Origin of the sequence: Allonocardiopsis opalescens (genome assembly GCF_003002095.1) — a bacterium.
Taxonomy (GTDB): Bacteria; Actinomycetota; Actinomycetes; order Streptosporangiales; family Streptosporangiaceae; genus Allonocardiopsis; species Allonocardiopsis opalescens.
On record NZ_PVZC01000003.1, the window covers coordinates 486305 to 509492 of the forward strand.

At 73.4% G+C, this 23188-nt stretch carries 22 protein-coding genes; 17 read left to right on the forward strand and 5 right to left on the reverse strand.

Annotation, left to right across the window (positions count from 1 at the left end):
- The first annotated feature begins 49 nt into the window (after window positions 1-49).
- On the forward strand, window positions 50-1222 hold the full coding sequence (locus CLV72_RS12310; protein ID WP_106244835.1) for a DUF418 domain-containing protein: 1173 nt from the start codon (window positions 50-52) through the stop codon (window positions 1220-1222).
- A 117-nt stretch (window positions 1223-1339) separates the two neighbouring features.
- Here the strand turns inward: CLV72_RS12310 and CLV72_RS12315 are convergent, their stop codons facing one another.
- Complete coding sequence (locus CLV72_RS12315; protein WP_245930124.1) at window positions 1340-2116, reverse strand: PadR family transcriptional regulator; 777 nt, start codon at window positions 2114-2116, stop codon at window positions 1340-1342.
- Window positions 2117-2329: 213 nt separating this feature from the next.
- Between CLV72_RS12315 and CLV72_RS12320 the strand changes: the two genes are divergently transcribed.
- Window positions 2330-3313, forward strand: coding sequence for a ketopantoate reductase family protein (locus CLV72_RS12320; RefSeq protein ID WP_106244837.1), 984 nt, complete (start codon window positions 2330-2332; stop codon window positions 3311-3313).
- Window positions 3314-3332: 19 nt separating this feature from the next.
- Here CLV72_RS12320 and murA read toward each other — a convergent pair whose 3' ends face one another.
- Complete coding sequence (gene murA, locus CLV72_RS12325; RefSeq protein ID WP_245930125.1) at window positions 3333-4649, reverse strand: UDP-N-acetylglucosamine 1-carboxyvinyltransferase; 1317 nt, start codon at window positions 4647-4649, stop codon at window positions 3333-3335.
- A 148-nt stretch (window positions 4650-4797) separates the two neighbouring features.
- Between murA and CLV72_RS12330 the strand changes: the two genes are divergently transcribed.
- From CLV72_RS12330 to CLV72_RS12340, 3 genes are all read left to right on the forward strand, one after another.
- A complete protein-coding gene (locus CLV72_RS12330; protein ID WP_106244841.1) occupies window positions 4798-5448 on the forward strand; it encodes an RNA polymerase sigma factor in 651 nt (216 codons plus the stop codon).
- Window positions 5445-6326, forward strand: a complete 882-nt coding sequence (locus tag CLV72_RS12335; protein ID WP_146159433.1) for a hypothetical protein — start codon at window positions 5445-5447, stop codon at window positions 6324-6326. Before CLV72_RS12330 ends, CLV72_RS12335 begins: the two co-directional genes overlap by 4 nt.
- A 421-nt stretch (window positions 6327-6747) precedes the next feature.
- Complete coding sequence (locus CLV72_RS12340) at window positions 6748-7254, forward strand: DinB family protein (protein WP_425428061.1); 507 nt, start codon at window positions 6748-6750, stop codon at window positions 7252-7254.
- Window positions 7255-7867: 613 nt separating this feature from the next.
- Here CLV72_RS12340 and CLV72_RS12345 read toward each other — a convergent pair.
- The gene (locus CLV72_RS12345; protein ID WP_146159434.1) at window positions 7868-8350 is read right to left on the reverse strand and encodes a hypothetical protein; all 483 of its coding nucleotides are present in this window, start codon (window positions 8348-8350) and stop codon (window positions 7868-7870) included.
- A 231-nt stretch (window positions 8351-8581) separates the two neighbouring features.
- A complete protein-coding gene (gene dnaE, locus CLV72_RS12350) occupies window positions 8582-12103 on the reverse strand; it encodes a DNA polymerase III subunit alpha (protein ID WP_106244850.1) in 3522 nt (1173 codons plus the stop codon).
- Window positions 12104-12512: 409 nt separating this feature from the next.
- Here dnaE and CLV72_RS12355 point away from each other — a divergent pair, with 409 nt between their 5' ends.
- Together CLV72_RS12355 and CLV72_RS12360 are read left to right on the forward strand one after the other, a co-directional pair.
- Window positions 12513-13424, forward strand: coding sequence for an SGNH/GDSL hydrolase family protein (locus CLV72_RS12355; RefSeq protein ID WP_106244852.1), 912 nt, complete (start codon window positions 12513-12515; stop codon window positions 13422-13424).
- A gap of 143 nt (window positions 13425-13567) precedes the next feature.
- On the forward strand, window positions 13568-14320 hold the full coding sequence (locus CLV72_RS12360) for a pentapeptide repeat-containing protein (RefSeq protein ID WP_106244854.1): 753 nt from the start codon (window positions 13568-13570) through the stop codon (window positions 14318-14320).
- A 148-nt stretch (window positions 14321-14468) separates the two neighbouring features.
- Here the strand turns inward: CLV72_RS12360 and CLV72_RS12365 are convergent, their stop codons facing one another.
- Complete coding sequence (locus CLV72_RS12365) at window positions 14469-15167, reverse strand: class I SAM-dependent methyltransferase (protein ID WP_106244857.1); 699 nt, start codon at window positions 15165-15167, stop codon at window positions 14469-14471.
- A 103-nt stretch (window positions 15168-15270) separates the two neighbouring features.
- Here CLV72_RS12365 and CLV72_RS12370 point away from each other — a divergent pair, with 103 nt between their 5' ends.
- From CLV72_RS12370 to CLV72_RS12415, 10 genes are all read left to right on the forward strand, one after another.
- Window positions 15271-16149 carry a sugar phosphate isomerase/epimerase family protein gene (locus CLV72_RS12370; protein ID WP_106244860.1) on the forward strand — a complete coding sequence of 293 codons (879 nt, stop codon included), beginning with the start codon at window positions 15271-15273 and terminating at the stop codon, window positions 16147-16149.
- Between the two features lie 17 nt (window positions 16150-16166).
- Complete coding sequence (locus CLV72_RS12375) at window positions 16167-16769, forward strand: TetR/AcrR family transcriptional regulator (protein ID WP_106244862.1); 603 nt, start codon at window positions 16167-16169, stop codon at window positions 16767-16769.
- Between the two features lie 59 nt (window positions 16770-16828).
- Window positions 16829-17620, forward strand: a complete 792-nt coding sequence (gene proC, locus CLV72_RS12380) for a pyrroline-5-carboxylate reductase (RefSeq protein ID WP_106244865.1) — start codon at window positions 16829-16831, stop codon at window positions 17618-17620.
- Between the two features lie 126 nt (window positions 17621-17746).
- Window positions 17747-18925: an acetoin utilization protein AcuC gene (locus tag CLV72_RS12385; protein WP_106244867.1), complete on the forward strand. Its 1179-nt coding sequence runs from the start codon at window positions 17747-17749 to the stop codon at window positions 18923-18925.
- Window positions 18926-18938: 13 nt separating this feature from the next.
- Window positions 18939-19772, forward strand: coding sequence for a phosphatase (locus CLV72_RS12390; RefSeq protein ID WP_106244869.1), 834 nt, complete (start codon window positions 18939-18941; stop codon window positions 19770-19772).
- Between the two features lie 153 nt (window positions 19773-19925).
- Window positions 19926-20129 carry a helix-turn-helix domain-containing protein gene (locus tag CLV72_RS12395; protein ID WP_106244871.1) on the forward strand — a complete coding sequence of 68 codons (204 nt, stop codon included), beginning with the start codon at window positions 19926-19928 and terminating at the stop codon, window positions 20127-20129.
- Between the two features lie 213 nt (window positions 20130-20342).
- Complete coding sequence (locus CLV72_RS12400) at window positions 20343-20441, forward strand: 30S ribosomal protein bS22 (protein WP_018654693.1); 99 nt, start codon at window positions 20343-20345, stop codon at window positions 20439-20441.
- Between the two features lie 127 nt (window positions 20442-20568).
- Window positions 20569-21597, forward strand: coding sequence for an NAD-dependent epimerase/dehydratase family protein (locus tag CLV72_RS12405; protein WP_106244873.1), 1029 nt, complete (start codon window positions 20569-20571; stop codon window positions 21595-21597).
- The gene (locus CLV72_RS12410) at window positions 21594-22661 is read left to right on the forward strand and encodes a lysophospholipid acyltransferase family protein (protein ID WP_245930126.1); all 1068 of its coding nucleotides are present in this window, start codon (window positions 21594-21596) and stop codon (window positions 22659-22661) included. The genes CLV72_RS12405 and CLV72_RS12410 overlap by 4 nt, the downstream gene beginning before the upstream one ends.
- On the forward strand, window positions 22658-23179 hold the full coding sequence (locus tag CLV72_RS12415; protein WP_211302835.1) for a class I SAM-dependent methyltransferase: 522 nt from the start codon (window positions 22658-22660) through the stop codon (window positions 23177-23179). The genes CLV72_RS12410 and CLV72_RS12415 overlap by 4 nt, the downstream gene beginning before the upstream one ends.
- The last annotated feature ends 9 nt before the right edge of the window (window positions 23180-23188 follow it).

Below are 23188 nucleotides of genomic sequence, written 5' to 3' on the forward strand. Positions count from 1 at the left end.
GTGTACGCCGTCCAACTCCCGTGAACCCACGGCCCTTCCGGAGGCCACCATGTCCCGCACGCCCACGTCCGAGCACGCCGCCTCGGACGGCCCGGCACGCCCGCTCGCGCTCGACCGCCGCGCCCTGGCCCCGGACCTGGCCCGCGGCGTCATGCTGCTGGTCATCGCGCTCGCGCACGCCCACCTGTTCACCGTGTTCATCGGCGGCCCCGACAAGGCGCCCACCGTCGCGGACCGGATCGCCACCGCGGGCACGGTCATGTTCGTCGACCTGCGCGGCTATCCCATGTTCGCGGCCCTGTTCGGCTACGGCCTCGCCCAGATCCACCGCCGCTGCCGCGAACAGGGACTGGCCTGGCCCCGGATCCGCCGCCTGCTGCGCCGGCGCGGCCTCTGGCTGGTCGTCTTCGGGCTGGCGCACACCGTGCTGCTCTTCCCCGGGGACATCCTGGCCGTCTACGGCCTGGTGGCGCTGCTCCTGGTCGGCGTGCTGCGGCTGCGCGACCGCACCCTGGTGCTGCTGGCGGTGCTCTGGCTCCCGGTGGCCGCGGCCGCGCACGCCCTGGTCGCCGCCGACGACGCCATGACGGGCGGCGGTATGCCGCGGCTGCCGGACGGCTTCGTCAACGAACTCCTCTTCCGCCTGTCCCTGTTCTCGATCCTGGGCGTGATGATGTTCATCAGCACCCTGGTCCCGTTCGTGATCGGGGTGCTGGCGGCCCGGCACCGGCTCCTGGACCGGCCGCACGAACACCTGCGGCTGCTGCGCGCGGTCGCGTTCATCGGCGTCCCCCTGGCCGCCCTGGGCGGGCTCCCCCTGGCCCTGGACGAGGCGGGGGTGTGGGCCGGCGCCTCACCCGGGGACGTGCTGGTCACCACCGCTCTGCACCAGGTGAGCGGCTACGCGGGCGGCCTGGGCTACGCGGCGCTGATCGCCCTGGCCGCCGTCCGCCCCGGCCACCGGCAGGGGCCGGCGACCACGGCGCTGGCCGCGCTCGGCCGCCGCTCCATGACCTTCTACCTGGCCCAGTCGGTGGCGTGGGCGGTGCTCTTCTCCTCCTACACGCTGGACCTGCCGCTGACCTCGCCGGCCGTCGGCGCGGGCGTCGCGGTGGCCGTGTGGCTGACCACCGTGCTGCTCGCCGAGCTGATGCGCCGCCGGGACATGCGCGGGCCGGCCGAGGCGGCGCTGCGCCGACTCACCTACGGGCCGTCGCGCTGAGCCGCCCGGAACTCCCGCGCGCACGGAGAAGGGCTCCGTCCATGCCGGACGGAGCCCTTCCCTGCCCGGCGCCGCCGGCGGTGCAGCCCCCGCGGCCACCGTCGGCGGCGCGGCGGGTCAGGACTCCGCCGGCTCCCCGCGCTCGCCGTCGGCGTCCTCGTCGCCGGGCTCGTCGGCGAGGATGCGGTACAGCGAGCGGCGCGTCTCGCGCAGCACCCGCTGGGCCGCCTCGATCTGCGCGGGGCTGCCGGCCGCGCTCACCTGGGCGGCGGCCGAGTGCAGGTGCGCCAGGAGTTCGTGCAGCTCGTAGGCGCTCTCGTCGACGGAGCCGGCGGCGATCTCCCAGGGCGGGGTCAGCGAACCGGCGCGCTCCTCGAGGTAGTCGCGGCCGGCCTGGGTGAGCGTGAAGCCGTTCTCGGCCGGCTGGACCAGGCCCTCCTCCTCCAGCTGCTGCAGCGCCGGGTACACCGAGCCGGGGCTCGGCCGCCACATGCCGTGGCTGCGCTCGGCCAGCTCGCGGATGAGCTGGTAGCCGTTGCGCTCGCGCTCGGCGAGCAGCAGCAGGATGCCGGCCCGCACGTCTCCGCGCCGCACCCGCGGCCGGCGCGGAGGCCCGCCGGGTCCGCCGTGGAAGCCGCCGAACATGAACGGGCCGAACGGGCCGGGCGGGAAGGGGCCGCCGGGGCCACCGGGGCCGCCGGGGCCGCCGAAGGGCCCGCGCCGCCGTCCGCGGCGCCTGCCGCCGCCCTCGCCGTGGTGCTCGGCGCGGCTCATCGGCTCCGAGGGGTCGGCTTCGCGCCGGCCGCCCCAGCCGCCGGACTCGCCCCAGGGGCCCTTCCAGAACATCGCCCACCGGCCCTGCTCCGGGCCCGGCATCGCGTGTGGCATGCCCATGACACTCTCCTTTGCATCTTCGAACGTCTTAGAGTTATCGCGATACGTTGACGATATATCGGTAACTGGAGACTGGCAAGTGGCCTCCGCGAGGAAGAGGAGCCGGACGGCGCTGCCCCGTGCCGCCCGCCGCCGTCCGGACGGTGATCGCTAAGTTGGGAGGCGGCCCGCGGCGGACGCCCGCGGGCGGCCCGGCGGCAGCGAGGAGGCGCGATGGCGTTCGTGGTGTACGGGGCGGGGGCCATCGGCGGGCTGCTCGGCGGCTCGCTCGCGCGTGCCGGGGAGGACACCGTGCTGATCGCGCGGGGCGCCAACCTCGCCGCGATCCGCGAGAACGGCCTGCGCATGGAGATCGCCGGACGTACCGAGACGGTCCGGGTGCGCACCGCCGAGGACCCCGCGTCCGCCGGCCTGCGCGCGGGCGACACCGTCATCCTCGCGATGAAGTCGCAGGACACCCCGGCCGCCGTCGAGGCGCTGGCCGACGCGGCGCCGCCCGGCATCGCGGTGGTCTGCGCGCAGAACGGCGTCGAGAACGAGCGGCTGGCCCTGCGCCACTTCGCCGAGGTGTACGGCATGTGCGTGCTCTGCCCGGCCACCCACCTGGAGCCCGGCGCGGTCAGCGCCTTCACCGAGCCCTACTACGGCGTCTTCGACCTCGGCCGGTACCCGCACGGCGGCGACGGCACCGCCGAGCGCATCGCCGAGGCCGTCACCGCCTCCGGTGCGCTGTCGCGGGTGCGGCCCGACATCATGCGGCTGAAGTACACCAAGCTGCTGGGCAACCTCGCCAACGCCGTCGAGGCGGCCTTCGGAGCCGACGCGCACGGCGAACTCGACGCCGACGCCGCCCGGCTGCGCCGGCTGGCCGAGGATGAGGGCCGCGCCGTCCTGGCCGCCATCGGGGTGGACCCGCTGCCCGCCGAAGAGTTCTGGGCCGACTACGCCGCGCTCACCCGGACCGAGCCGAGGCCGGACGCGGCCACCCGCGGCTCCACCTGGCAGAGCCTGCGGCGCGGCGCGGGCCGCGCCGAAGGCGACTACCTCAACGGCGAGATCGCGCTCCTCGGGCGGCTGCACGGTGTGCCGACGCCCGTCAACGCCGAACTGCAGCGCCTCACCCGGCGGCTGGCCCGCACCGGGGCCGCGCCCGGCTCCGCCTCGGCCGCCGAGGTGCTGGCCCGCGCCGGGGCCTGACGGCGGCGCGGGCGGGCGCTCAGCCGGCGGGCTGCACCCGGCGCACGTGCAGGCCCAGTTCGCTGAACTGCTCCAGCGGGTGGTGGTAGCCGCGCTCGATGTGGTGCACCCCGCGCAGCGTCGAGGGGCTGCCCGCCACCGCCGCCGCCAGCACCGCGGAGAAGCCCGCGCGCACGTCGGGCATGGTGACGTCGGCGCCGCGCAGCTTCGACACTCCGCGCACCACCGCGGAGTGGATGGCGTTGGTGTCGTGGAAGCGGCAGGCCGGCCCGCCCAGGCAGGTGTCGAAGACCTCGATCTCGCAGCCCATGCTCTGCAGCGCCGGCACGTACACCAGGCGGTTCTCGAAGACGGTCTCGTGCAGCACCGACATGCCCTCGGCCTGGGTGAACAGCACCACCAGCGGCGTCTGCCAGTCGGTGACGAAGCCCGGGTAGGTGTCGGTGTGCACCGCGGCCGAGCGCAGGCCGTCGGGCGCCGAGCCCATCACCCAGTCGTCGGTGATCTCGAAGCGGGCGCCCATCTTGGCCAGGGTGGTCAGCGCGGTGACCAGGCGGTCCTGCGGGCAGCCGTGCACCCGCACCTCGCCGCCGGTGATCAGGCCCGCGACCAGGTAGGAGAAGGCTTCGAGGCGGTCGCCGCCGAGGGTGGTGGTGGCGCCGTGCAGCCGGTCGACGCCCTCGATCACGAAGCGGCGGTCGGGGCTCATCTCGATCCGGGCGCCCATCCGCTGCAGGAAGAGCGCGAGGTCGATGATCTCCGGCTCCAGCGCCGCGCCGCGCAGCACGGTCTTGCCCTGGGCCAGCACCGCGGTGAGCAGCACCGTCTCGGTGGCGCCGACGCTCGGGTACGGCAGGTCGATGCGGGCGCCGTGCAGCCGGCTGGCCTTGGCCGTCACCCCGTTCTCGTCGACGCGCACCTCGGCGCCGAAGCGGCGCAGCGCGTCGACGTGGAAGTCGACGGGGCGCCGGCCGATGGGATCGCCGCCGACCAGCGGCAGCTCGGCCTCGCCGGTGAGGTGCAGCAGCGGGCCGAGCATCAGGATCGGGATGCGGTTCAGGCCGGTGAATGCCTCGGGCACCCGCGGCTCGGCGACCGGGCCCGGCACGACGGTGATCTCGCCGTCGGAGCGCTCCACGCCCATGCCCAGGGATTCCAGCATGGCCGCGGTGATCGCCACGTCGCCCACGTCGGGGGTGTTGCGCAGCGTGCTGGGGGAGTCGCCCAGCATCGCGGCCACCAGGTGCTTGGTGACGCCGTTCTTCGCGCCGCGGACGCTGATGTCGCCGCGCAGCGGGCCGGACGGTTCGATCTGCCACATCGCCTCAGAAGTCACGCTCGCCAAGATACTCTTCACCGCTTGCCGCGACATGTCCGCTTTCGGGCGCGCCGGTGACCTTGCGCCGCCGGTCCGGAGCGGCCGAAGCCCGTGTTCACGGCGGTGCGGGAACCCGGACGGGGCGTGCGGACACGGAGGGGATGTGATGGAACAGGCATCGACCGACGGCGAGCTGTGGCGGCTGGCCGCCGACGGGCGCGCGGAGGCCTTCGGCGCGCTCTTCGAGCGGCACGCGCGCGCCGTCTACAACCACTGCTTCCGCCGCACCGCGGACTGGTCCGCCGCCGAGGACCTGGTCTCGGTGGTCTTCCTGGAGGCGTGGCGGCGCCGCGGCGAGGTGCGCGTCGAGCGCGACTCGGCGCTGCCGTGGCTGCTCGGCGTGGCCAACAACGTGCTGCGCAACCGGCGGCGCTCACTGCGGCGACACGCCGCCGCGCTGGCCAGGCTGCCCGCGCCGCCCGCCGAGCCCGACCCCGCCGAGGGCGTGGCCGAGCGGGTGGACCTGGAGCGCCGGATGCGGCGGCTGGCGGCCGCGATGGAGCGGCTGCCGCTGCGCTACCGCGAGGTGGTGGAGCTGTGCCTGTGGTCGGGGCTCGGCTACGCGGAGGCCGCCGTCGCCCTCGGGGTGCCCGTCGGCACGGTGCGCTCCCGGCTCTCGCGCGCGAAGGCGCGGCTGCGGGCGCTCGGAGCGGCGGCCGAGGACGGGGCCGGGGACGCGGCGGAACCCGCCGGGCGCGGCGGACACGGATGGGGTGGGCGCGGCACCGCGCTCCGGGTCTCGGAGGAGGGGACATGACGAACACGCCAGTGCCGGAGAAGGACCTTCCCGCGGCCCGTTTCGCCCAGCGGAAGGACCACCTGATGAGCGAGATCGAACGCGACGCGCGGCCGGGCCGGCGGCGCCTGGGCCGGTGGGCGGTCGGCGCCGCGGGCGCCCTCGTCCTGGCCGGGGGCGGGGCGGCCGTCGCCACCTACGTGTGGGACGGCGGCGGCGCGCCCGTCGCCACCCAGCTGAGCTGCCACACCAGCGGCGAGGGGCCGGGCAGCGGGAACGACATCTCCTGGATGTGGCAGACCACCGACCAGGACCCCGTCGACTTCTGCCGGGAGCAGTGGCTGGCGGGCGCCATCCGGACGGAGCTGGACGGGGACGGCATGCTGCACGGCGAGCCGCGCGACCCGGGCCGCCTGGTCGCCTGCATCGACGAGGGCGGCTGGGTGGGGGTCTACCCGCTGGCCGCCGGGGAGTGCGCCGACATCGGCCTGGAACCGGTGCGCGAGGCCACCGAGACCGAGCGCGCGGAGGCCGTCGCGGTCCGCGCCCTCGCCCAGGAGCTGCACGAGACGGCGCAGCCCGTGGACGAGTGCATCCCGCTCGCGGACCTCGGCGCGCGGATGGAGGAGGCGCTGGACCGGCACGGCCTCGACCACTGGACCGTCGCCCCGCCCCCCGGCGGCGCGGTCGACTGCGGCATGGCCGTCCCCAACGACGCCCGCGACCGCATCGAGCTGTTCCGCTACGTCCCGGACACCCCTGAGTACCGCGAGCGGTACCCGGAGGAGTTCGACGAGGCCCGGCCGGCCGACGGGGACGACTCCGCCGACGAGGAGGAGCCCACCGGCGAACCGGAGGGCGACACCGTCGTCAACCTCGATGGCGGTGCGCCCGAGTAGCCGCCCGGACGAGGACGGCCGCACGCTGGACGACGGCCGGTGGCCGCCCGCGCGGCCCGGACCGGTCCGGGCCGCGCGGGCGGTCGCGCGTAGCGGTTCCGGCCGCCGCGCGACCGGCCAGTCCACCACACCGCCGCCGTTCGGGCCAGGCCGCCGTCCACAGGAGTGCGGCCGAGCGGAGAGTTGTCCACACCCTGTGCGCGGGCCTGTCGAGGCGCAGGCCGGAGCGGAAGAATTGTCACAGGGGTGCCCCCCAGGGTGGGCGGGGGTACGCACTCGTGATTCCGGTTCCGGCACGGTGCGGAGCCGCCGCCCGGACGGTGCGGCCCTGGCCGGCGGACGTCGGGTGCGGCCCGGGACGGCGGTGCGGGCGGGGCGCGCCCGACGACGCGTTCGGGCCGCGGCTGCGACAATGCCGGGCATGGTCACCGAGCTGCGCGTCGATCCGCCGTACGACGCTGACGAGCGCACCATGCTGAACAGCTGGCTGGACTGGCACCGCGCCACCGTGCGGGTCAAGTGCACCGGGCTGGACGCCGCCGCCAGGGAGGCGCCGCTGCCCGGCTCACCACTGATGAGCGCCGCCGGGCTGGTGAGCCACCTGCGCTGGGTGGAGAGCTACTGGTTCGAGGTCGTCATGCTCGGCCGCCCCGCCCGCGCGCCCTACACCCCCGACGACCCCGACGCCGACTTCCGCGCCGGCGCGGACGCACCGATAGCCGAGCTGCTCGCCGACTACGAGCGCCAGTGCGAGCTGTCCCGCGAGATCGCGGTCGGCCTCGACCTGGGGGAGCACGGCGCCCGCCCGCGCGGCGAGTCCCGCGTCACCCTCCGGTACGTCCTGGTGCACATGATCGAGGAGACCGCCCGCCACAACGGCCACCTCGACGCCATCCGCGAACTGGTCGACGGGACGACTGGGGAATGAGCGCTCCGGCCGCGCACACGCCCCGGCGGCGGCCCCGTGCTGGACCTGGCCGGGGCGGCCGTGCGGGGGCCCGGCGGCAGGCGGCTGCTGGACGGCGCCGACTGGCGGGTGCGGGCCGGGCGAGGGCTGGGTCGTGGTCGCCCCACCGGCGCGCGCAAGAGCACTCTGCTGTCGATCGCGGCCGGCCGGCGCCACCTCGTCCGTCTGCTTCGACAGCCGCCTGCGCGTCCCCAGACTCGACGGCCGCGGGCCCGCCCGCGCCACCGGCCGCCTGACGGACCTGCCGTACAGGTAGTGGTAGGCACGAGAGCCTGTTCTCAGGGGACGGAATCGGATACGGCTGCTGTCAGCCCGCCTCATGCGGAGGTGTGGAAGTGGGGCCGAGAACCCCCGAGGTATACCGGGATCTCGGCCTTCCCGCTCCCAGTCGCCGTCGGCTCGGGTGTGTACTGGATTGATTCCATGGCCATCGCTGTATCCAGGCGCGCGTACCGCTGTTTTGGGTGGACGAAATTCGGTACACTCCTTTGCAGCTGGTTTCTGCTAGAGGTCCAGAAGTGGGGCCGAGAACCCCCGGGGTATACCGGGATCTCGGCCTTCGCGCTGTATGGGCTCACAGAAGATCCAGTTCGTCTTCAACGAGCTTGTCCTGGAGCAGCTCGCCGTAGTCCTTCCGCCCACTTTTGGCACGCGCTCGTACGGCGGCTATGACGTCGGCGACCCAGGCGAGCGGCTCCGTCGACGGCGCCACGTGCTCGAGCCGGATGGAACCGGTGATACGCCTGCTCTGACGCGCCGCGTTGACGGTGTTCATGTCCTTCTTGTTGAGCAGTTCGGTCCGCTGCTCCAGCAGGTAGAGCCCGACATTCCAACTCTGCAGGTGTTCGAGCATCCGCTCCAGGCACTTGCGTCGTGCGCGCTCCTGCCGGCGCAGGTCGACGGGGGTACCGACGACCACCAGATACTCGGCCCGGAGTTCGGCCACGACCTGGACGACCTTCGCGCGGTCCGGCTCCTGGAGGTCCGCCCAGTGGAGCTTGGGCGCCGTGACGGGGCGGCGGAGAGCACGCATCCGGTCGCGCAGTTCCGGTGCCACCCGGGATCGACGACGACCGCCGCGAGGACGTAGTAGCCCGTGCCGTCGGCCGCCTCCTTGAACGACTCGTCACCGTAGGCGTGCCGGGGCGGGGCGTCGGTCATCGGGCTGCTCAACCTGGTTCATTCTGTCGTAATGGCGGACCGACAGAATTTTTTCACAGGTCGGACGAGCATATGGAGTTATTCGCTTTCGATCAGCGAAGGTTCGATTTCTCCGTTTTCCGCAATTTCACCCCAGGCAAGCCGGCCCCAGGAGCTGCTTGAGGTCGGCGATGAGTTCGGGGGACGGGGAGACGCGGCGGTTGAGGCGGAAGACCTGGGTGCGGCTGCCGTTGTGGAGTTGGAGGTGGACCTCGGTCTGGCCGCGGTGGCCGACGAGGATCTCCTTGAGCTGCGGTACGACGGGGCGGACGGCCTTGACGGCGGGCATGGAGATGACGAAGGGGCCGGTGCCGGCGGTGGCCTTGGACAGGTCGGGCTGGGTGACCTCCATGGCGATGAGCTTGGGGGTGTCCTCGCGCTTGTCCAGGCGGCCCTTGACGACGAGGACGGCGTCCTCGGCCAGCACCTGGGAGCACAGCTGGTAGGTGTTGGGGAAGAACATGCACTCGATGGAGCCGCCGAGGTCCTCCAGCTGGGCCATCGCCCAGGTGTTGCCCTGCTTGGTGACCTTGCGGTTGACGCCGGAAAGCAGGCCGCCGACGGTGACGACCTGGCCGTCGGGGCGCTCGGCGGCGGTCAGCTCGGCCACCGCGCAGTCGGCGGCGTCGGCGAGGATGTGCTCGATGCCGAACAGGGGGTGGTCGGAGACGTAGAGGCCGAGCATCTCGCGTTCGAAGGCGAGCAGGGTGGTCTTGTCCCACTCGCCCTCGGGGACCTGGACGTCGAAGGTGACGTCCTCGGCGTCGTCGCCGCCGCCGAACAGGGAGTCCTGGCCGATGGCCTCGTTGCGCTTGATGCCGATCACGGCGTCGATGGCCTGCTCGTGCACGACGACCAGGCCCTTCCTGGGCTGCTGGAACTCGTCGAAGGCGCCCGCCTTGACCAGCGACTCCACCACCCGCTTGTTGCAGACGGGGGCGGGCACCTTGCGCAGGAAGTCCTTGAAGTCGGCGTAGCGGCCCTTCTTGGCGCGCGCCTCGACGATTCCGTCGACGACGTTGCCGCCGACGTTGCGGATGGCGGTGAGCCCGAACCTGATCTGGTCGTCGCCGCGCGGGGTGAAGTTGGCGTCGGATTCGTTGACGTCCGGCGGCAGCACCTTGATGCGCATCCGGCGACACTCGTTGAGGTAGAGCGCGCTCTTGTCCTTGTCGTCCTTGACGGAGGTGAGCAGCGCCGCCATGTACTCGGCGGCGTAGTTCGCCTTCAGGTAGGCGGTCCAGTAGGAGATCAGGCCGTAGGCGGCGCTGTGCGCCTTGTTGAAGGCGTAGTCGGAGAAGGGGACCAGGATGTCCCAGAGCGCCTTGATCGCCTGGTCGGAGAAGCCGCGCTCCTTCATGCCCTCGGAGAAGGGCACGAACTCCTTGTCCAGCACCTCCTTCTTCTTCTTGCCCATCGCGCGGCGGAGCAGGTCCGCTTGGCCGAGGGAGTACCCGGCCACCTTCTGCGCGATCTCCATGACCTGCTCCTGGTACACGATCAGGCCCTGGGTCGGCGCGAGGATGTCCTTGAGGGCGTCCTCCAGTTCGGGGTGGATCGGGGTGATCTCCTGCTGGCCGTTCTTGCGCAGCGCGTAGTTGGTGTGGGAGTTCGCGCCCATCGGCCCGGGGCGGTACAGGGCGCCGACCGCGGAGATGTCCTCGAAGTTGTCGGGCTTCATCAGCCGCAGCAGCGCGCGCATCGGGCCGCCGTCGAACTGGAACACGCCCAGGGTGTCGCCGCGGGCCAGCAGCTCGTAGGTGGGCTTGTCGTCCAGCGCCAGGGTGGTGAGGTCGAGGGTCTCGCCCCGGTTGGCCTCGATGTTCTTCAGGCAGTCGTCGATGATGGTGAGGTTGCGCAGGCCCAGGAAGTCCATCTTCAGCAGGCCGAGCGTCTCGCAGGTGGGGTAGTCGAACTGGGTGATGATCACCCCGTCGCTGTCCCTGCGCATCACCGGGATGTGCTCGATCAGCGGCTCGGCGGACATGATCACGCCGGCGGCGTGCACGCCGGTCTGCCGGATCAGCCCCTCGAGGCCCTGGGCGAGGTCGATGACCTGCTTGACGTCGACGTCGTCCTCGTAGAGCTTGCGCAGCTCCCCGGCCTCGTTGTGGCGGGGGTGGGAGTCGTCGAAGATGCCGGTGAGCGGGATGTCCTTGCCCATGACGGCGGGCGGGAAGGCCTTGGAGATGCGGTCGCCCAGCGCGTAGGGGAAGCCGAGCACCCGCGAGGCGTCCTTCACGGCCGCCTTCGCCTTGATCGTCCCGAAGGTGACGATCATGGAGACCTTGTCGTCGCCCCACTTCTCGGTGACGTAGCGGATGACGTCGCCGCGGCGGCGCTCGTCGAAGTCGATGTCGATGTCAGGCGGGGACTCGCGCTCGGGGTTGAGGAAGCGCTCGAAGAACAGGGAGTGGGCCATCGGATCGAGTTCGGTGATGCCCAGCGCGTAGGCGATCATCGCGCCCGCCGCGGAGCCGCGGCCCGGGCCCACCCGGATGCCGTTGGCCTTGGCCCACTGGATGAAGTCGGCCACCACCAGGAAGTACGAGGGGTAGCCCTTCTGGATGATGACGTCGATCTCGTACTCGACCTGGCGCCGGTACTCGTCGGAGATGCCGTCCGGGAAGCGGCGCTCCATGCCGCGCCAGACCTCCTTGCGGAACCAGCTCTGCTCGGTCTCGCCCTCGGGGACGCCGTAGACCGGCATCAGGTTGTGGTAGTCGAACATCCCGGCCGGGTCGACCTTCTCGGCGATCAGCAGGGTGTTGCGGCAGCCCTGCTGCCAGGCGTCGGAGGTGTCGACGGCGCGCATCTCGTCGGCGCTCTTGAGGTAGTAGCCGTCGCCGCCGAAGCGGAAGCGGTTGGGGTCGGCGATCTGCGAGGCGGTCTGCACGCACAGCAGCGCGTCGTGGGCGTCGCGCTCGTTGGCGTAGGTGTAGTGGGAGTCGTTGGTGACGACGAAGGGGATCGACAGCTCCTTGGCGATCCGCAGCAGGCCGTCGCGGACCTTGAGCTCGATGTCGAGGCCGTGGTCCATGATCTCGACGAAGTAGTTCTCGGCGCCGAAGATGTCGCGGTAGTCGGCGGCGACCTTGACGGCCTCGTCGTAGTGGCCGAGCCGCAGCCGGGTCTGCACCGCGCCGGAGGGGCAGCCGGTGGTGGCCATCAGCCCCCCGGCGTGCTCGGCGATCAGCTCGCGGTCCATCCGGGGCCACTTGCGGGCGAAGCCCTCCTTGTAGGCGAGGCTGGACAGCCGGAACAGGTTGTGCAGCCCCTCCTTGTCGCGCGCCCAGATCGTCTTGTGGTTGTAGAAGCCGCCGCCGGAGACGTCGTCGGACTTCTGGCTCGGGTCGCCCCAGCGCACGGACTGCTTGTGGAAGCGCGACTCCGGCGCGACGTAGGCCTCGATGCCGATGATCGGCTTCACGCCGGCCTTGGTGGCCTGCTTGTGGAAGTCGAAGGCGCCGTGGACGTTGCCGTGGTCGGTGATCGCGACCGCCGGCATCTTCTCGTCCTGGGCCACCTGGAAGAGCTGCTTCAGCCGGGCCGCGCCGTCGAGCATCGAATACTCGGTATGAACGTGCAGGTGCACGAACGAGTCGGCCATGGCGCGGCTCCCCCGGGGGCTCGGTGACTGGTGGTGCAGATGAGCCTAGAACGCTTCGGCCGCCACGGGGACGGCACGGCGGCGATCTGCCGGCGGCCGCTTCCGGCGGTGCCGCGTCCACGCAGCTCAGCCTAGGTGCGAGCGGCCCGGATTTCGCGGTGTGAAGATCCCCCGCGACACGCGCGGGGCGTGTCGCGCGCCCGTGCGTGCGCCGAGGGGCGGCGCGGGCCGTTCGGGCGCCTCCGGCGGACTTCGATGGACACGGGCATCCTCGGTCGGTCACAATGCGTAGTGACTTGCGGCCGTGCAGTGATCGACTTCTGTCCGGTAACGGCCATGCACGTTGACGGAACGTGTGAGTCCGATCACGTTCTGGATCGAGGCTCCGCCCCGCCCATGAGGAGAACGTGTGTCCACTCGCCCGTCTCGCCCGTCGCCGCGCCGCCGCTCCGCCGTCCTCGCCGCCCTGGTCGCCGCCGCCTTCCTGCCGGCCACCGCCGCCTACGCGGACACCTCCGGTGCCGCCGCCGCGGTCACGCAGCGCTACGTCGCCCTCGGCGACTCCTTCACCGCCGGCCCGCTCATCCCCGGGGAGATCGACGGCCCGCTCACCTGCCTGCGCTCGTCGAACAACTATCCGAACGAGCTGGCCGACGCGGTGCCCTTCGCCGAGTTCGAGGACGTCAGCTGCTCGGGCGCGACCACCGAGCACATGACGCGGGCGCAGGGCCTCAACGCCCCGCAGTTCGACGCGCTGACCGACGACACCAGCCTGGTCACCATGACGATCGGCGGCAACGACGCCGGCTTCGTAGACATCCTGCTGGAGTGCGCCGCGCTCAGCCTGTCCGACCCGCACGGCAACCCCTGCGAGCGCCACTACACCGCCGGGGGCGGCGACGAGCTGGCCGAGCGCATCCCGGGGGTGGCCGACGAGGTCGAGTCGGTGCTGGCCGGCATCGCCGAGCGCTCGCCGCAGGCCACCGTCGCCCTCGTCGGCTACCTGGACCTGCTGCCGGAGCGCGGCGGCTGCTGGCCGGTGGTGCCGATCGCCGACGGCGACGTCGCCTACCTGCACGGCTTCCAGGACGCGCTGAACGCCGCCCTCGCCGAGCGGGCCGAGGCGGCCGGCGCCGAGTTCGTCAGCGTCAGCGAGCCCGGCCACGACATGTGCCGGCCGCACGCCGACCGCTGGGTGGAGGGCATCCTCGTCACCAACCCGGCCGCCCCGGTGCACCCCAACGCCCGCGGCATGACCGTCGTCGCCGAGCGCATCGCCGCGGCGCTGGACCTGCCGGCCGCCGCCGACGCGCGGCTCTAGCGGCCGTCCGCTCCGGCGGCCCGTCCGGTGGGCCGCGTCGCCGATACTGGGACGACCAGCACGTCCGCGCCGCCGCGGCGCGGCGCGGGCCACGCGGCCCGCTCCGCGCCCGGCGGCGCCCCCACCGGGCAGGAGGCGCCGCCGTGTCCGACACGCGCCAGGCCGGGCGGCCGCACCCCGCCGCCGGCTCCGAGCTGCGCGCCGACTGCGCGAACTGCTTCGGCCTGTGCTGCGTCGCGCTCGCCTTCACCGCCTCGGCCGACTTCGCCGCCGACAAGGCGGCCGGCGAGCCCTGCGGGAACCTCGGCGATGACTTCCGCTGCGGCATCCACACCCGGCTGCGGGCCGGCGGCTACGCCGGCTGCGCCGTCTACGACTGCTTCGGCGCCGGCCAGCGGATCTCGCAGCGCACCTTCGGCGGCCGCGACTGGCGCCGCCACCCCGCGCAGGCGGAGACGATGTTCGCGGTGCTGCCGGTCATGCGCCAGCTGCACGAGATGCTGTGGTACCTGGCGCAGGCGCGGACCCTCGAAGCCTCCGGCGAGCTGGGCGGGGCGCTGCGCGAGGCCGCCGCCGCCACCGAGCGGCTGGCCGCCGCGGAGCCCGCCGAACTGCTCGCCCTGGACGTGGCCGCCCACCGCGCGACCGTGAACACCCTGCTGCTGCGCACCAGCGAGCGGGCGCGCGCCCGCGCCGGGCGGCGCGCCCCCGACCGCAGGGGCGCCGACCTGATCGGCGCGAAGCTGCGGGGCGCGAAGCTGCGCGGCGCCGACCTGCGCGGCGCCGACCTCACCGGCGCCCTCTTCGTCACCCGCTCCCAGCTCGACGCCGCTCGCGGCGACGCCCGCACCCGCGTCCCCGCCGCCCTCGACCGCCCGGCCCACTGGACGCCGTAGCGCCCCGAACCGCCGCTCGTCAGCGCGAACCGGCGCCGAGGTGGGACATCCGCCACGTTCGGCGCGCGCTCGTGTCTGGACCGACGGGGAGGGAAGACACGGGCTTGAGGCGCGCCGAACCGCCGCGCCGAAGGCGCGGCAGAGAAGCTCAGTACTCCCGCCACCACAGGTTGACGGCGTAGTCGACCTCCAGGCCGCGGTGCTCGGCGGCGAAGCGGGCGGCCAGCTCGGCCGGGAACTCGATCCGCAGGACGGCTTCCAGGTGGGCCCGCTCGGTGAAGGACCAGCGGCTCGCGATCGGCCGCCGCTGGAAGCCCTGGCGGGCCCAGAAGCGCTCCACCGCCGACGGGTCGTAGGACGGCAGCCAGCGCCGGAACCAGCCGCCGAAGGTGCCGGTGCTCGCGTCGTTGTCGACGATGAAGGCGGTGCCGCCCCGGGCCAGCACCCGCTCCAGCTCGCGCAGCCCCGGCTCGCAGCCGGGGCCGAAGAAGTACGCCCACCTTGCGTGCGCCAGGTCCGCCGAGGCGTCGGGCAGCGGCAGCCGCTGCGCGGTGCCCTGACGCACCGCCGCGTTGGGCAGCCCCTCGATCCGGCGCCGCGCCGCCCGCGCCAGTCCGGCGTGCGGCTCCACGCCGACCACACTCGCGCACCGCCGCGCGAAGCCGGGCAGGTGGTAGCCGGTGCCGCAGCCGATGTCGACCGCGCGGGCGCCGGCCGGCGGCCGGATCTCCGCCATCGCCGCCTCGACCGCGCCGTCGGGGTCGAAGGCGCGGTTCTCCAGTTCGTATACGTCGGGGGAGTTCCAGATGTTCGGGCTGGGCACCGCCCCCGTCAGGGCTTCGCGCACCCGTCCACGGTAGGGCCGGGGCGGACGGCCCGCTCCGGCCACCGAAGCACTTATTTCGTGCCCGAGGGCCGAATCGGGACGCCGAGCGCATAGTCTTGGGCGAGTGAGCGCTATTCAGGTCTCTGACGCGCTCGTCGCACTGTCGACGGCGTCGGTCTATCCCGAAAAAGCCCCGGACGCTTTCGAAGTCGCGGCCGGCCTCGGCTATGACGGCGTCGAGGTCCTGGTCACCAACGACCCCGTGAGCCAGGACGCCGACGTCCTGCGCCGGCTGGTCGACTACCACCAGATCCCGGTGCTGGCCGTGCACGCGCCCTGCCTGCTGGTCACCCAGCGGGTGTGGGGGCGCGACCAGATGGCCAAGTTGGTGCGGTCCAAGGACATGGCCGAGAAGCTGGGCGCCCGCGTGGTCGTGGTGCACCCGCCGTTCCGCTGGCAGCGCGAGTACGCTCGCGAGTTCGAGACGGCGCTGGCCCGCATGCAGGACGAGACCGACGTCGTGTTCGCGGTGGAGAACATGTTCCCGGTGCGGGTGCGCGGCTCCGAGGTCGCCCCCTACTCGCCCGGCTGGGACCCCACCGAGCAGGACTTCCCGCACGTCACCCTGGACCTGTCCCACACCGCCGTGTCGGGCTCGGACGCCATGCACATGGCCCACCGCCTCGGCGACCGCCTCGCCCACGTCCACATGGCCGACGGCATGGGCGTGCCCAACCGTGACGAGCACCTGGTGCCCGGCCGGGGCACCCAGCCGTGCGCGCCGATGCTGGAGCACCTCGCCGAGAGCGCCTTCGACGGCCTGGTCGTGCTGGAGATCAACACCCGCAAGGCCACCCGCGAGGAGCGCCGCGCCGACCTCAGCGAGGCGCTGAACTTCACCCGCCTGCACCTCGCCGGCCGGGTCGCGGCGGCCGCCGCCGGCCCGCGCGGCGGCGACCGCGTGTGGTCGGTCTCCTCCGACGGCACCGTCGCCGACGGCTGAGGGCGGCCCCTCCCGCCATGCCCGACCCGGCCGACGCCGCGCCGACCGCGCCCAGGGCCGGCCGCCGGCCCGGCCCCACCGCCACCCGCGCCGCGATCCTGGACGCCGCCCGCCGCCTGTTCGGCGAGCGCGGCTACGACGCCACCTCGGTGCGGGCCATCGCCCGCGCCGCCGACGTCGACCCGGCGCTGGTGCACCACTTCTTCGGTACCAAGGAGGGCGTCTTCACCGAGGCGCTGGAGCTGCCGGTGCAGCCGTCGTCCATCCGGGCGGCCATCCTGGACGGGCCCAGGGAGCAGGTCGGCGACAGGCTGATCAGGCACGCGCTGCGGCTGTGGCGCGACCCCGAGATCGAGCGGCGGGTGCTCGGCCTGCTGCGCGCCGCCACCACCAACAGCGGCGTCGCCGAGCTGATGCGCTCGGCGATGACCCGCGAGCTGCTGGAACCGGTCTGCGCCGCTCTGGGGGTGCCGCTGCTGCGCGCGAACGCGGTGGCATCCCAGCTGGTCGGCCTGGCGGTGGTCCGCTCGGTGATCCGGCTCGAACCGGTGGCCTCGGCCTCCGACGACGAGATCGCCGCCCTGGTCGGGCCCACCATCCAGCGCTACCTGGACCCCTGAGGGCCGGCGGAGCGCGGCGCGCCCGCGCGGCCGCCGGGGAGCAACTACGCTGGATTCCCATGATTGCCATTCTGGGCGCCGGGAAGATGGGCGAGGCGCTGCTGTCGGGGCTGCTGCGCTCCGGCCACGACCCCGCGGACGTCGTCGTCTCCGACGCGCGCCCCGAGCGCTGCGCGGAGCTGCTGGAGAGCTACGGCGTCAAGGCGCTGGCCAACACCGAGGCGGCGGCCGCCGCCGAGACCCTGCTGCTCGCGGTGAAGCCGCAGGACATGCCGGCGCTGCTGGCCGAGATCGCGCCGCACGCCGGGGCGGTCCGGCTGGCGATCTCGATCGCCGCCGGGGTGCGCACCGCCACCATCGAGGAGTGGCTGCCGGCCACCCCGGTGGTGCGGGTGATGCCGAACACGCCGATGCTGGTCGGCCAGGGGGCGAGCGTCATCTCGGCGGGCAGCCACGCCACCGAGGAGCACCTGGTGCAGACCGAGGAGCTGCTGCGCGCGGTCAGCACCGTCACCCGGGTGCCCGAGCGGCACCAGGACGCCGCCACGGCGCTGTCGGGCAGCGGCCCGGCCTACGTCTACTACCTGGCCGAGTCCATGATCGACGCCGGGGTCACCATGGGGCTGCCGCGCGCCACCGCCCGCGAGCTGACCCTGCAGACCCTCACCGGCGCCGCCACGCTGATGCGCGACTCCGGCGAGCACCCCGCTGTGCTGCGCGAGGCCGTCACCTCGCCGGGCGGCACCACCGCGGCGGCCGTCGCCGAACTGGAGCGGCGCGGGGTGCGCAGCGCCGTCCTGGACGCCATCGTCAAGGCGCGCGACCGCGGCGCGGAACTGGCCGGGGAGTGAGCCGGGCGGCCCGCCGCCCCAGCCGCCACCCCGCGCGCCGCCGCGGCCGGGGCAGCGGCTAGCGTGGTCGGAATTCCCGTCGACACCGCCTGGTACCGCCGAGTCCGGCGGCGGGCTGGAGGACAGATGAGCCACTCGTTGCAGGTGTCCTGGCAGGATGGGCTGACCTCCTACAACTTCGGGCCCTCGCACCCCCTCGCCCCCGTGCGGGTGGAGCTCACCATGGAGCTGGCGCACACCCTGGGCGTCTTCGACCTCGACGGGGTCGTCCGGGCCGGCTTCGAGCCGGCCGACGACGACCTGCTCGAACTGCTGCACGACCGCAGCTACATCTCGGCGGTCAAGGAGGCCGGCTCCACCCTGCGCCCCAACGGCGCCTTCGGCCTCGGCACCCCCGACAACCCCGTCTTCGCCAATATGCACGACGCCTCCGCGCTGGTCGCGGGCGGTTCCGTTGCGGCGGCCCGCGCGGTGTGGACGGGCGCCGCCGAGCACGCCGCCAATGTCGCCGGCGGGCTGCACCACGCCATGCCGGCCAGCGCCTGGGGCTTCTGCGTCTACAACGACATCGCGCTCGCCATCGCCTGGCTGCTGGAGCAGGGCGCCCAGCGCATCGCCTACGTCGACGTCGACGTGCACCACGGCGACGGCGTGCAGACCATGTTCTACGACGACCCCCGGGTGCTGACGATCAGCCTGCACGAGTCGCCGCGCACCCTGTTCCCCGGCACCGGCATGCCCTCGGAGAGCGGCGGCCCCCGCGCCGAGGGCACCGCCGTGAACGTCGCGCTGCCGGCCGGTACCGGCGACGAGGGCTGGCTGCGCGCCTTCCACGCCGTGGTCCCGCCGCTGGTGCGCAACTTCCGGCCCGACGTGCTCGTCACCCAGCAGGGCTGCGACAGCCACGCGCTGGACCCGCTGGCCCACCTGATGCTGAGCGTCGACGGCCAGCGCGCCGCCTACGCCGCCCTGCACGAGCTGGCCCACGAGGCGGCCGGCGGCAAGTGGGTGCTGGCCGGGGGCGGCGGCTACGAGCTGGTGCAGGTGGTGCCGCGGGCCTGGACCCACCTGCTGGCCGAGGCGGCGGGCCGGCCGATCGCGCCGGCCACCGAGACGCCCAAGGACTGGCAGGAACTGGCCCGCCGGAAACTGCGCGAATTCGCGCCGCTGACCATGACGGACGGGCGTACACCCGAGTACCGTCCCTTCGAGCAGGGATACGACCCCGCCGACCCGGTCGACCGCGCCATCCAGGCCACCCGGGTCGAGGTGTTCCCGGCGCACGGTATCGACCCGAACCTGTAGCGAAGGGCGGCCCATGGACCCGGCAGTGGACGGCGGAGCGCCCGGCGCGCCCACGCGCGAGGAGCTGGTCCGGCACCTCGTCCGGACCCGCATCGCCGGCGAGGTCGACACCCCGCGGCAGAACAACCTCAAGCACTACCGCCAGCTCGCCGCCGGCGACGCCTACTTCAAACTGGGCCTGTCCTTCGAACGCGACTGGGAGTTCGGCGACATCCTGGACGTGATGGCCAAGATGTGCGGGGTCAGCCCCGACCCGCGCCACCAGTGGGGCACCGACACCATCGACCCCGAGCGCACGGTCGACGCGCTGGAGGCGGCCGCCGGCCTCATCGCCGGCGTGGCGCGCGACGGCGGCAACGTGCTGGTCGCCACCGGCCACCCCGACGCGCTGATGGAGACCTACCGCTCCCTGCTGGACGCGATGACCGGCGCGGGCGCGATCGGGCTCACCCCGGCCGCCGGCTTCAGCTACGGCGTGCGGCGGGTCGGCGACGAGCTGCCGACCCGGACCCTGGAGTGGCACGGCGGGGTCGGCGCCGTCGGCGACGGCGTGCGGCTGCGGCACAGCCACGACCCCTTCGCGATGCGGGCGATGCTGAAGGAACTCGAGGAGTCCGACGGGGGCGGGTTCTGGCCGGATTTGGTCATCGCCGATCATGGATTCGCAGGTGCGGCGGCCCAGGCCGGCATCCCGACCATCGGCTTCGCCGACTGCAACGACCCAGGTCTGTTCGTGGGCGCCGCCGAGGGCACCGTGGCGGTGGCCGTGCCCCTGGACGACAACGTCCTTCCCAGCCACTACCGGCCGATGACCGCCTATATCCTGGCCGCCGCCGGACTCGCGTGACGACACACCGGGACGTGGGTAAGAACGACAGAAGTGAGATCTGGGAGACGCGCTGTTCGCCAGGGGATCGGTGAACCGGGGCGGAACCGGACTCGCTCCGGGCGTGACGGGAGTCACCGGAGTAATCCGGTGCGACGCGGAAGAAGGCGTCGAATGGGCAAGGGAGACAGGTCTCTCAACGAGGTCAGGTTCTTAACGGTGGCCGAAGTGGCCGCGATCATGCGCGTGTCGAAGATGACGGTCTACCGGCTGGTGCACTCCGGTGAACTGCCGGCGGTACGGGTCGGGCGCTCGTTCCGCGTTCCTGAGCAGGCCGTTCACGATTACCTCGACGACGCCTTCATCGAAGCGGGCTGAGTCGCACCGATCCGGATCGCTCCGCTGCCCCACGGCGCGGGCGGTCCGGTCGATCAGACACGGTAGGCTATGGCTTCGGGTGCCGTGTCGGCTTCAGCGACGGCGCCGCATGCCTGCTCTCGTGGTGTTCTTCGCTGTACGGCTCGCTGTGCCGCACGAAAATCGCCGGCGGCGGCATGACAAGCGTTTCCGTACCAGCGAATGGGGTGCCCCATGGGCTCTGTGATTAAGAAGCGCCGCAAGCGGATGGCCAAGAAGAAGCACCGCAAGCTGCTGAAGAAGACCCGCATCCAGCGCCGCAACAAGAAGTAGCGCGCCGGGGAGGCCCGTCGGGCCCGGGGCGCCGCGCAGCCGGCCGCCCCGCCCGTGCGGAGGCTCCCCGCTCTCGCGGGGCCCGGCCCCGCCGTGGTGCCGAAACCCACCCACCCGAGGAGCCGCGATGGCCCGCACCGTGCTGGTCACGGGGGTCTCGCGCTACCTCGGCCGGGAGGTGGCCGGGGCGCTGCAGGCCGATCCGTCCGTCGAGCGCGTCGTCGGGGTCGACTTCCAGGTGCCGGAGCGGCCGCTCGGCCGGATGGAGTTCGTCCGCACCGACCCCCAGGGCACCGGCCTCGGCCGGGTGGTGGCCGACGCCCGGCCCGACACCGTCGTCCACCTCGGGCTGATCGCCATGCCCGAGAGCGCGGGCGGGCGGGGGCCGATGAAGGAGAACAACGTCGTCGCCGGCATGCAACTGGTGGCGGCCTGCCAGGAGTCCGCCTCGGTGCGGCGCCTGGTGGTGCGCTCCACCAGCGCCGTGTACGGCTCGGCCGCCTCGGCTCCGTCGCTGTACACCGAGGACATGCAGCCCGTCGAGGCGCCGCGCACCGGCTACGCCAGGGACGCGGTCGAGGTCGAGAGGTACGTCCGGGGGCTGCGGCGGCGCCGCTCCGACATCTCCGTCGCGGTGCTGCGCTTCGTGAACTTCATGGGCCCCGGGGTCGACTCCCCGCTCACCCGGTACCTGCGGCTGCCCGTAGTGCCCCGGGTGCTCGGCCACGACCCCCGCATCCAGTTCATCCACACCGACGACGGGGTGGAGGTCATCCGCCGGATGGCCTTCAGCGCCGACAGCGGCGTGTTCAACGCCACCGCGCGCGGCATGATGCTGCTCTCGCAGTGCCTGCGCCGGGCCGGCCGAGCCGAGCTGCCGGTGCCCGAACCCGGGCTGCGGATGCTGGCCGGCCTCGCCCGCGGCAGCGGCCTGTCCGACTACTCGCCCGAGCAGCTGCGGCTGCTGTGCCACGGTCGGGGGGTGGACGGCACCCGGCTGGAGGAGACCCTGGCCTGGAAGCCGCGTTACAGCTGCGTGGAGGCCTACGACACCTTCCTCGCCGCCCACGGCATGGGCAGCGCCCGCCAGGCCGAGCTGTTCGACCGACTCACCAGGCCGCTCACGGCGGCCCCGCGGGTAGGGGGAGAGCAGTGAACCCGCCAGACGCAGGCCCCACCCGGGGCGACGGCTCCGCGTCCGGGGGCTCCGGCGGCGACGAGGGCGCGAAGATCATCGTGCTGCGTCCGCGCTCCCGCCGCGCCGAGCGGGAGGCGGCCCGCCTTTCCGGGCCGCAGCCGCCGCCCCCGCCGCGCCGCGAGGCCGGCGCGCACCGGGCCGAGTCGCCGCCCGAGCCGGACGAGCCCGCGCGGCCGCGCAGCGCCGACGAGCGCCTCGCCGACTTCCTTGGCTTCGTGCGCCGCCGGCTGACCGGCGACTACACCGTCGACGACTTCGGCTTCGACCCCGAGCTGACCGAGCGGGTGCTGCTCCCGGCGGCGCGGCTGGCCTATGAGCGCTGGTTCTCCATCGAGCTGCGCGGGCTGGAGAACATCCCGATGGACGGCGGGGCGCTCGTGGTGGCGAACCACTCCGGGGTGCTCCCCTTCGACGCGGTCATGCTCCAGGTCGCCGTGCACGACTACGCCGAACGGTGGCTGCGGCTGCTGGTGGCCGACATCGTCTACGAGATGCCGGTGCTGTCGCACCTGGTCAGGAAGGGCGGGCACACCCTCGCCGCCCCGGCCGACGCGGCCCGGCTGCTGGCCGACGGCGAGCTGGTCGGCGTCTTCCCCGAGGGCTACAAGGGCATCGGCAAGCCCTTCCGCGACCGCTACCGGCTGCAGCGCTTCGGCCGCGGCGGCTTCGCCACCGCCGCGATCCGCGCGCACGCGCCGATCGTGCCGTGCGCGATCGTGGGCGCCGAGGAGATCTACCCCAAGATCGGCGACCTGCGGCCGCTGGCCCGGCTGCTCGGCGTGCCGTACTTCCCGATCACCCCGATCTTCCCGCTGCTCGGCCCGCTGGGCGCCATCCCGCTGCCCACCCGCTGGATCATCGAGTTCGGCGCGCCGATCGACACCGCCGACTTCGACCGCGCCTCGGCCGACGACCCCGTCGCCGTCTTCAACCTCACCAACGAGGTGCGCGACACCATCCAGCAGCAGCTGAGCCGGCTGGTGGTGGAGCGGGGCAGCGTCTTCCGGCGCGACCCCGGGTGAGCGTGCGCGTCGCCGGGCCGCCCGCGCGGATCCGGTGGGCGGTCGGCCTGCTCGGCGTCCGGCCGGGCGACCGGGTGCTTGAGGCCGGCTGCGGGCCCGGCGTGGCGGCGCGGCTGGTCTGCGATCTGCTGGATGATGGGCGGATGCTGGCGGTGGACCGCTCGGCCGTAGCGGTGCGCCGCACCACCGCGCGCAATGCCGAGCACGTCGCGTCCGGGCGGCTGGAGGTGCGCCAGGGTGAACTCGGCGGCCTGGACCTGCCGCCGGGGAGCTTCGACACGGCGTTCACCGTGAACGTGAACCTGTTCTGGACGCGTTCGCCCGCCCGGGAGTTGGCCGTGCTGCGGGCGGCGCTGCGTTCGGGCGGGCGGCTGTACGTGCTCTACGGCGGCGGGCCGGCGGACGGCGGGCGGGTCCTGGCCGCGGTGTCGGCCGCGCTGGCCGGGCACGGCTTCGGCGGCGTCCGGACGCACCAGGGCGAGGCGGGTTCGGGGGTGTCGGGGCTGGTGCCCGGCTAAGCGGGCGGC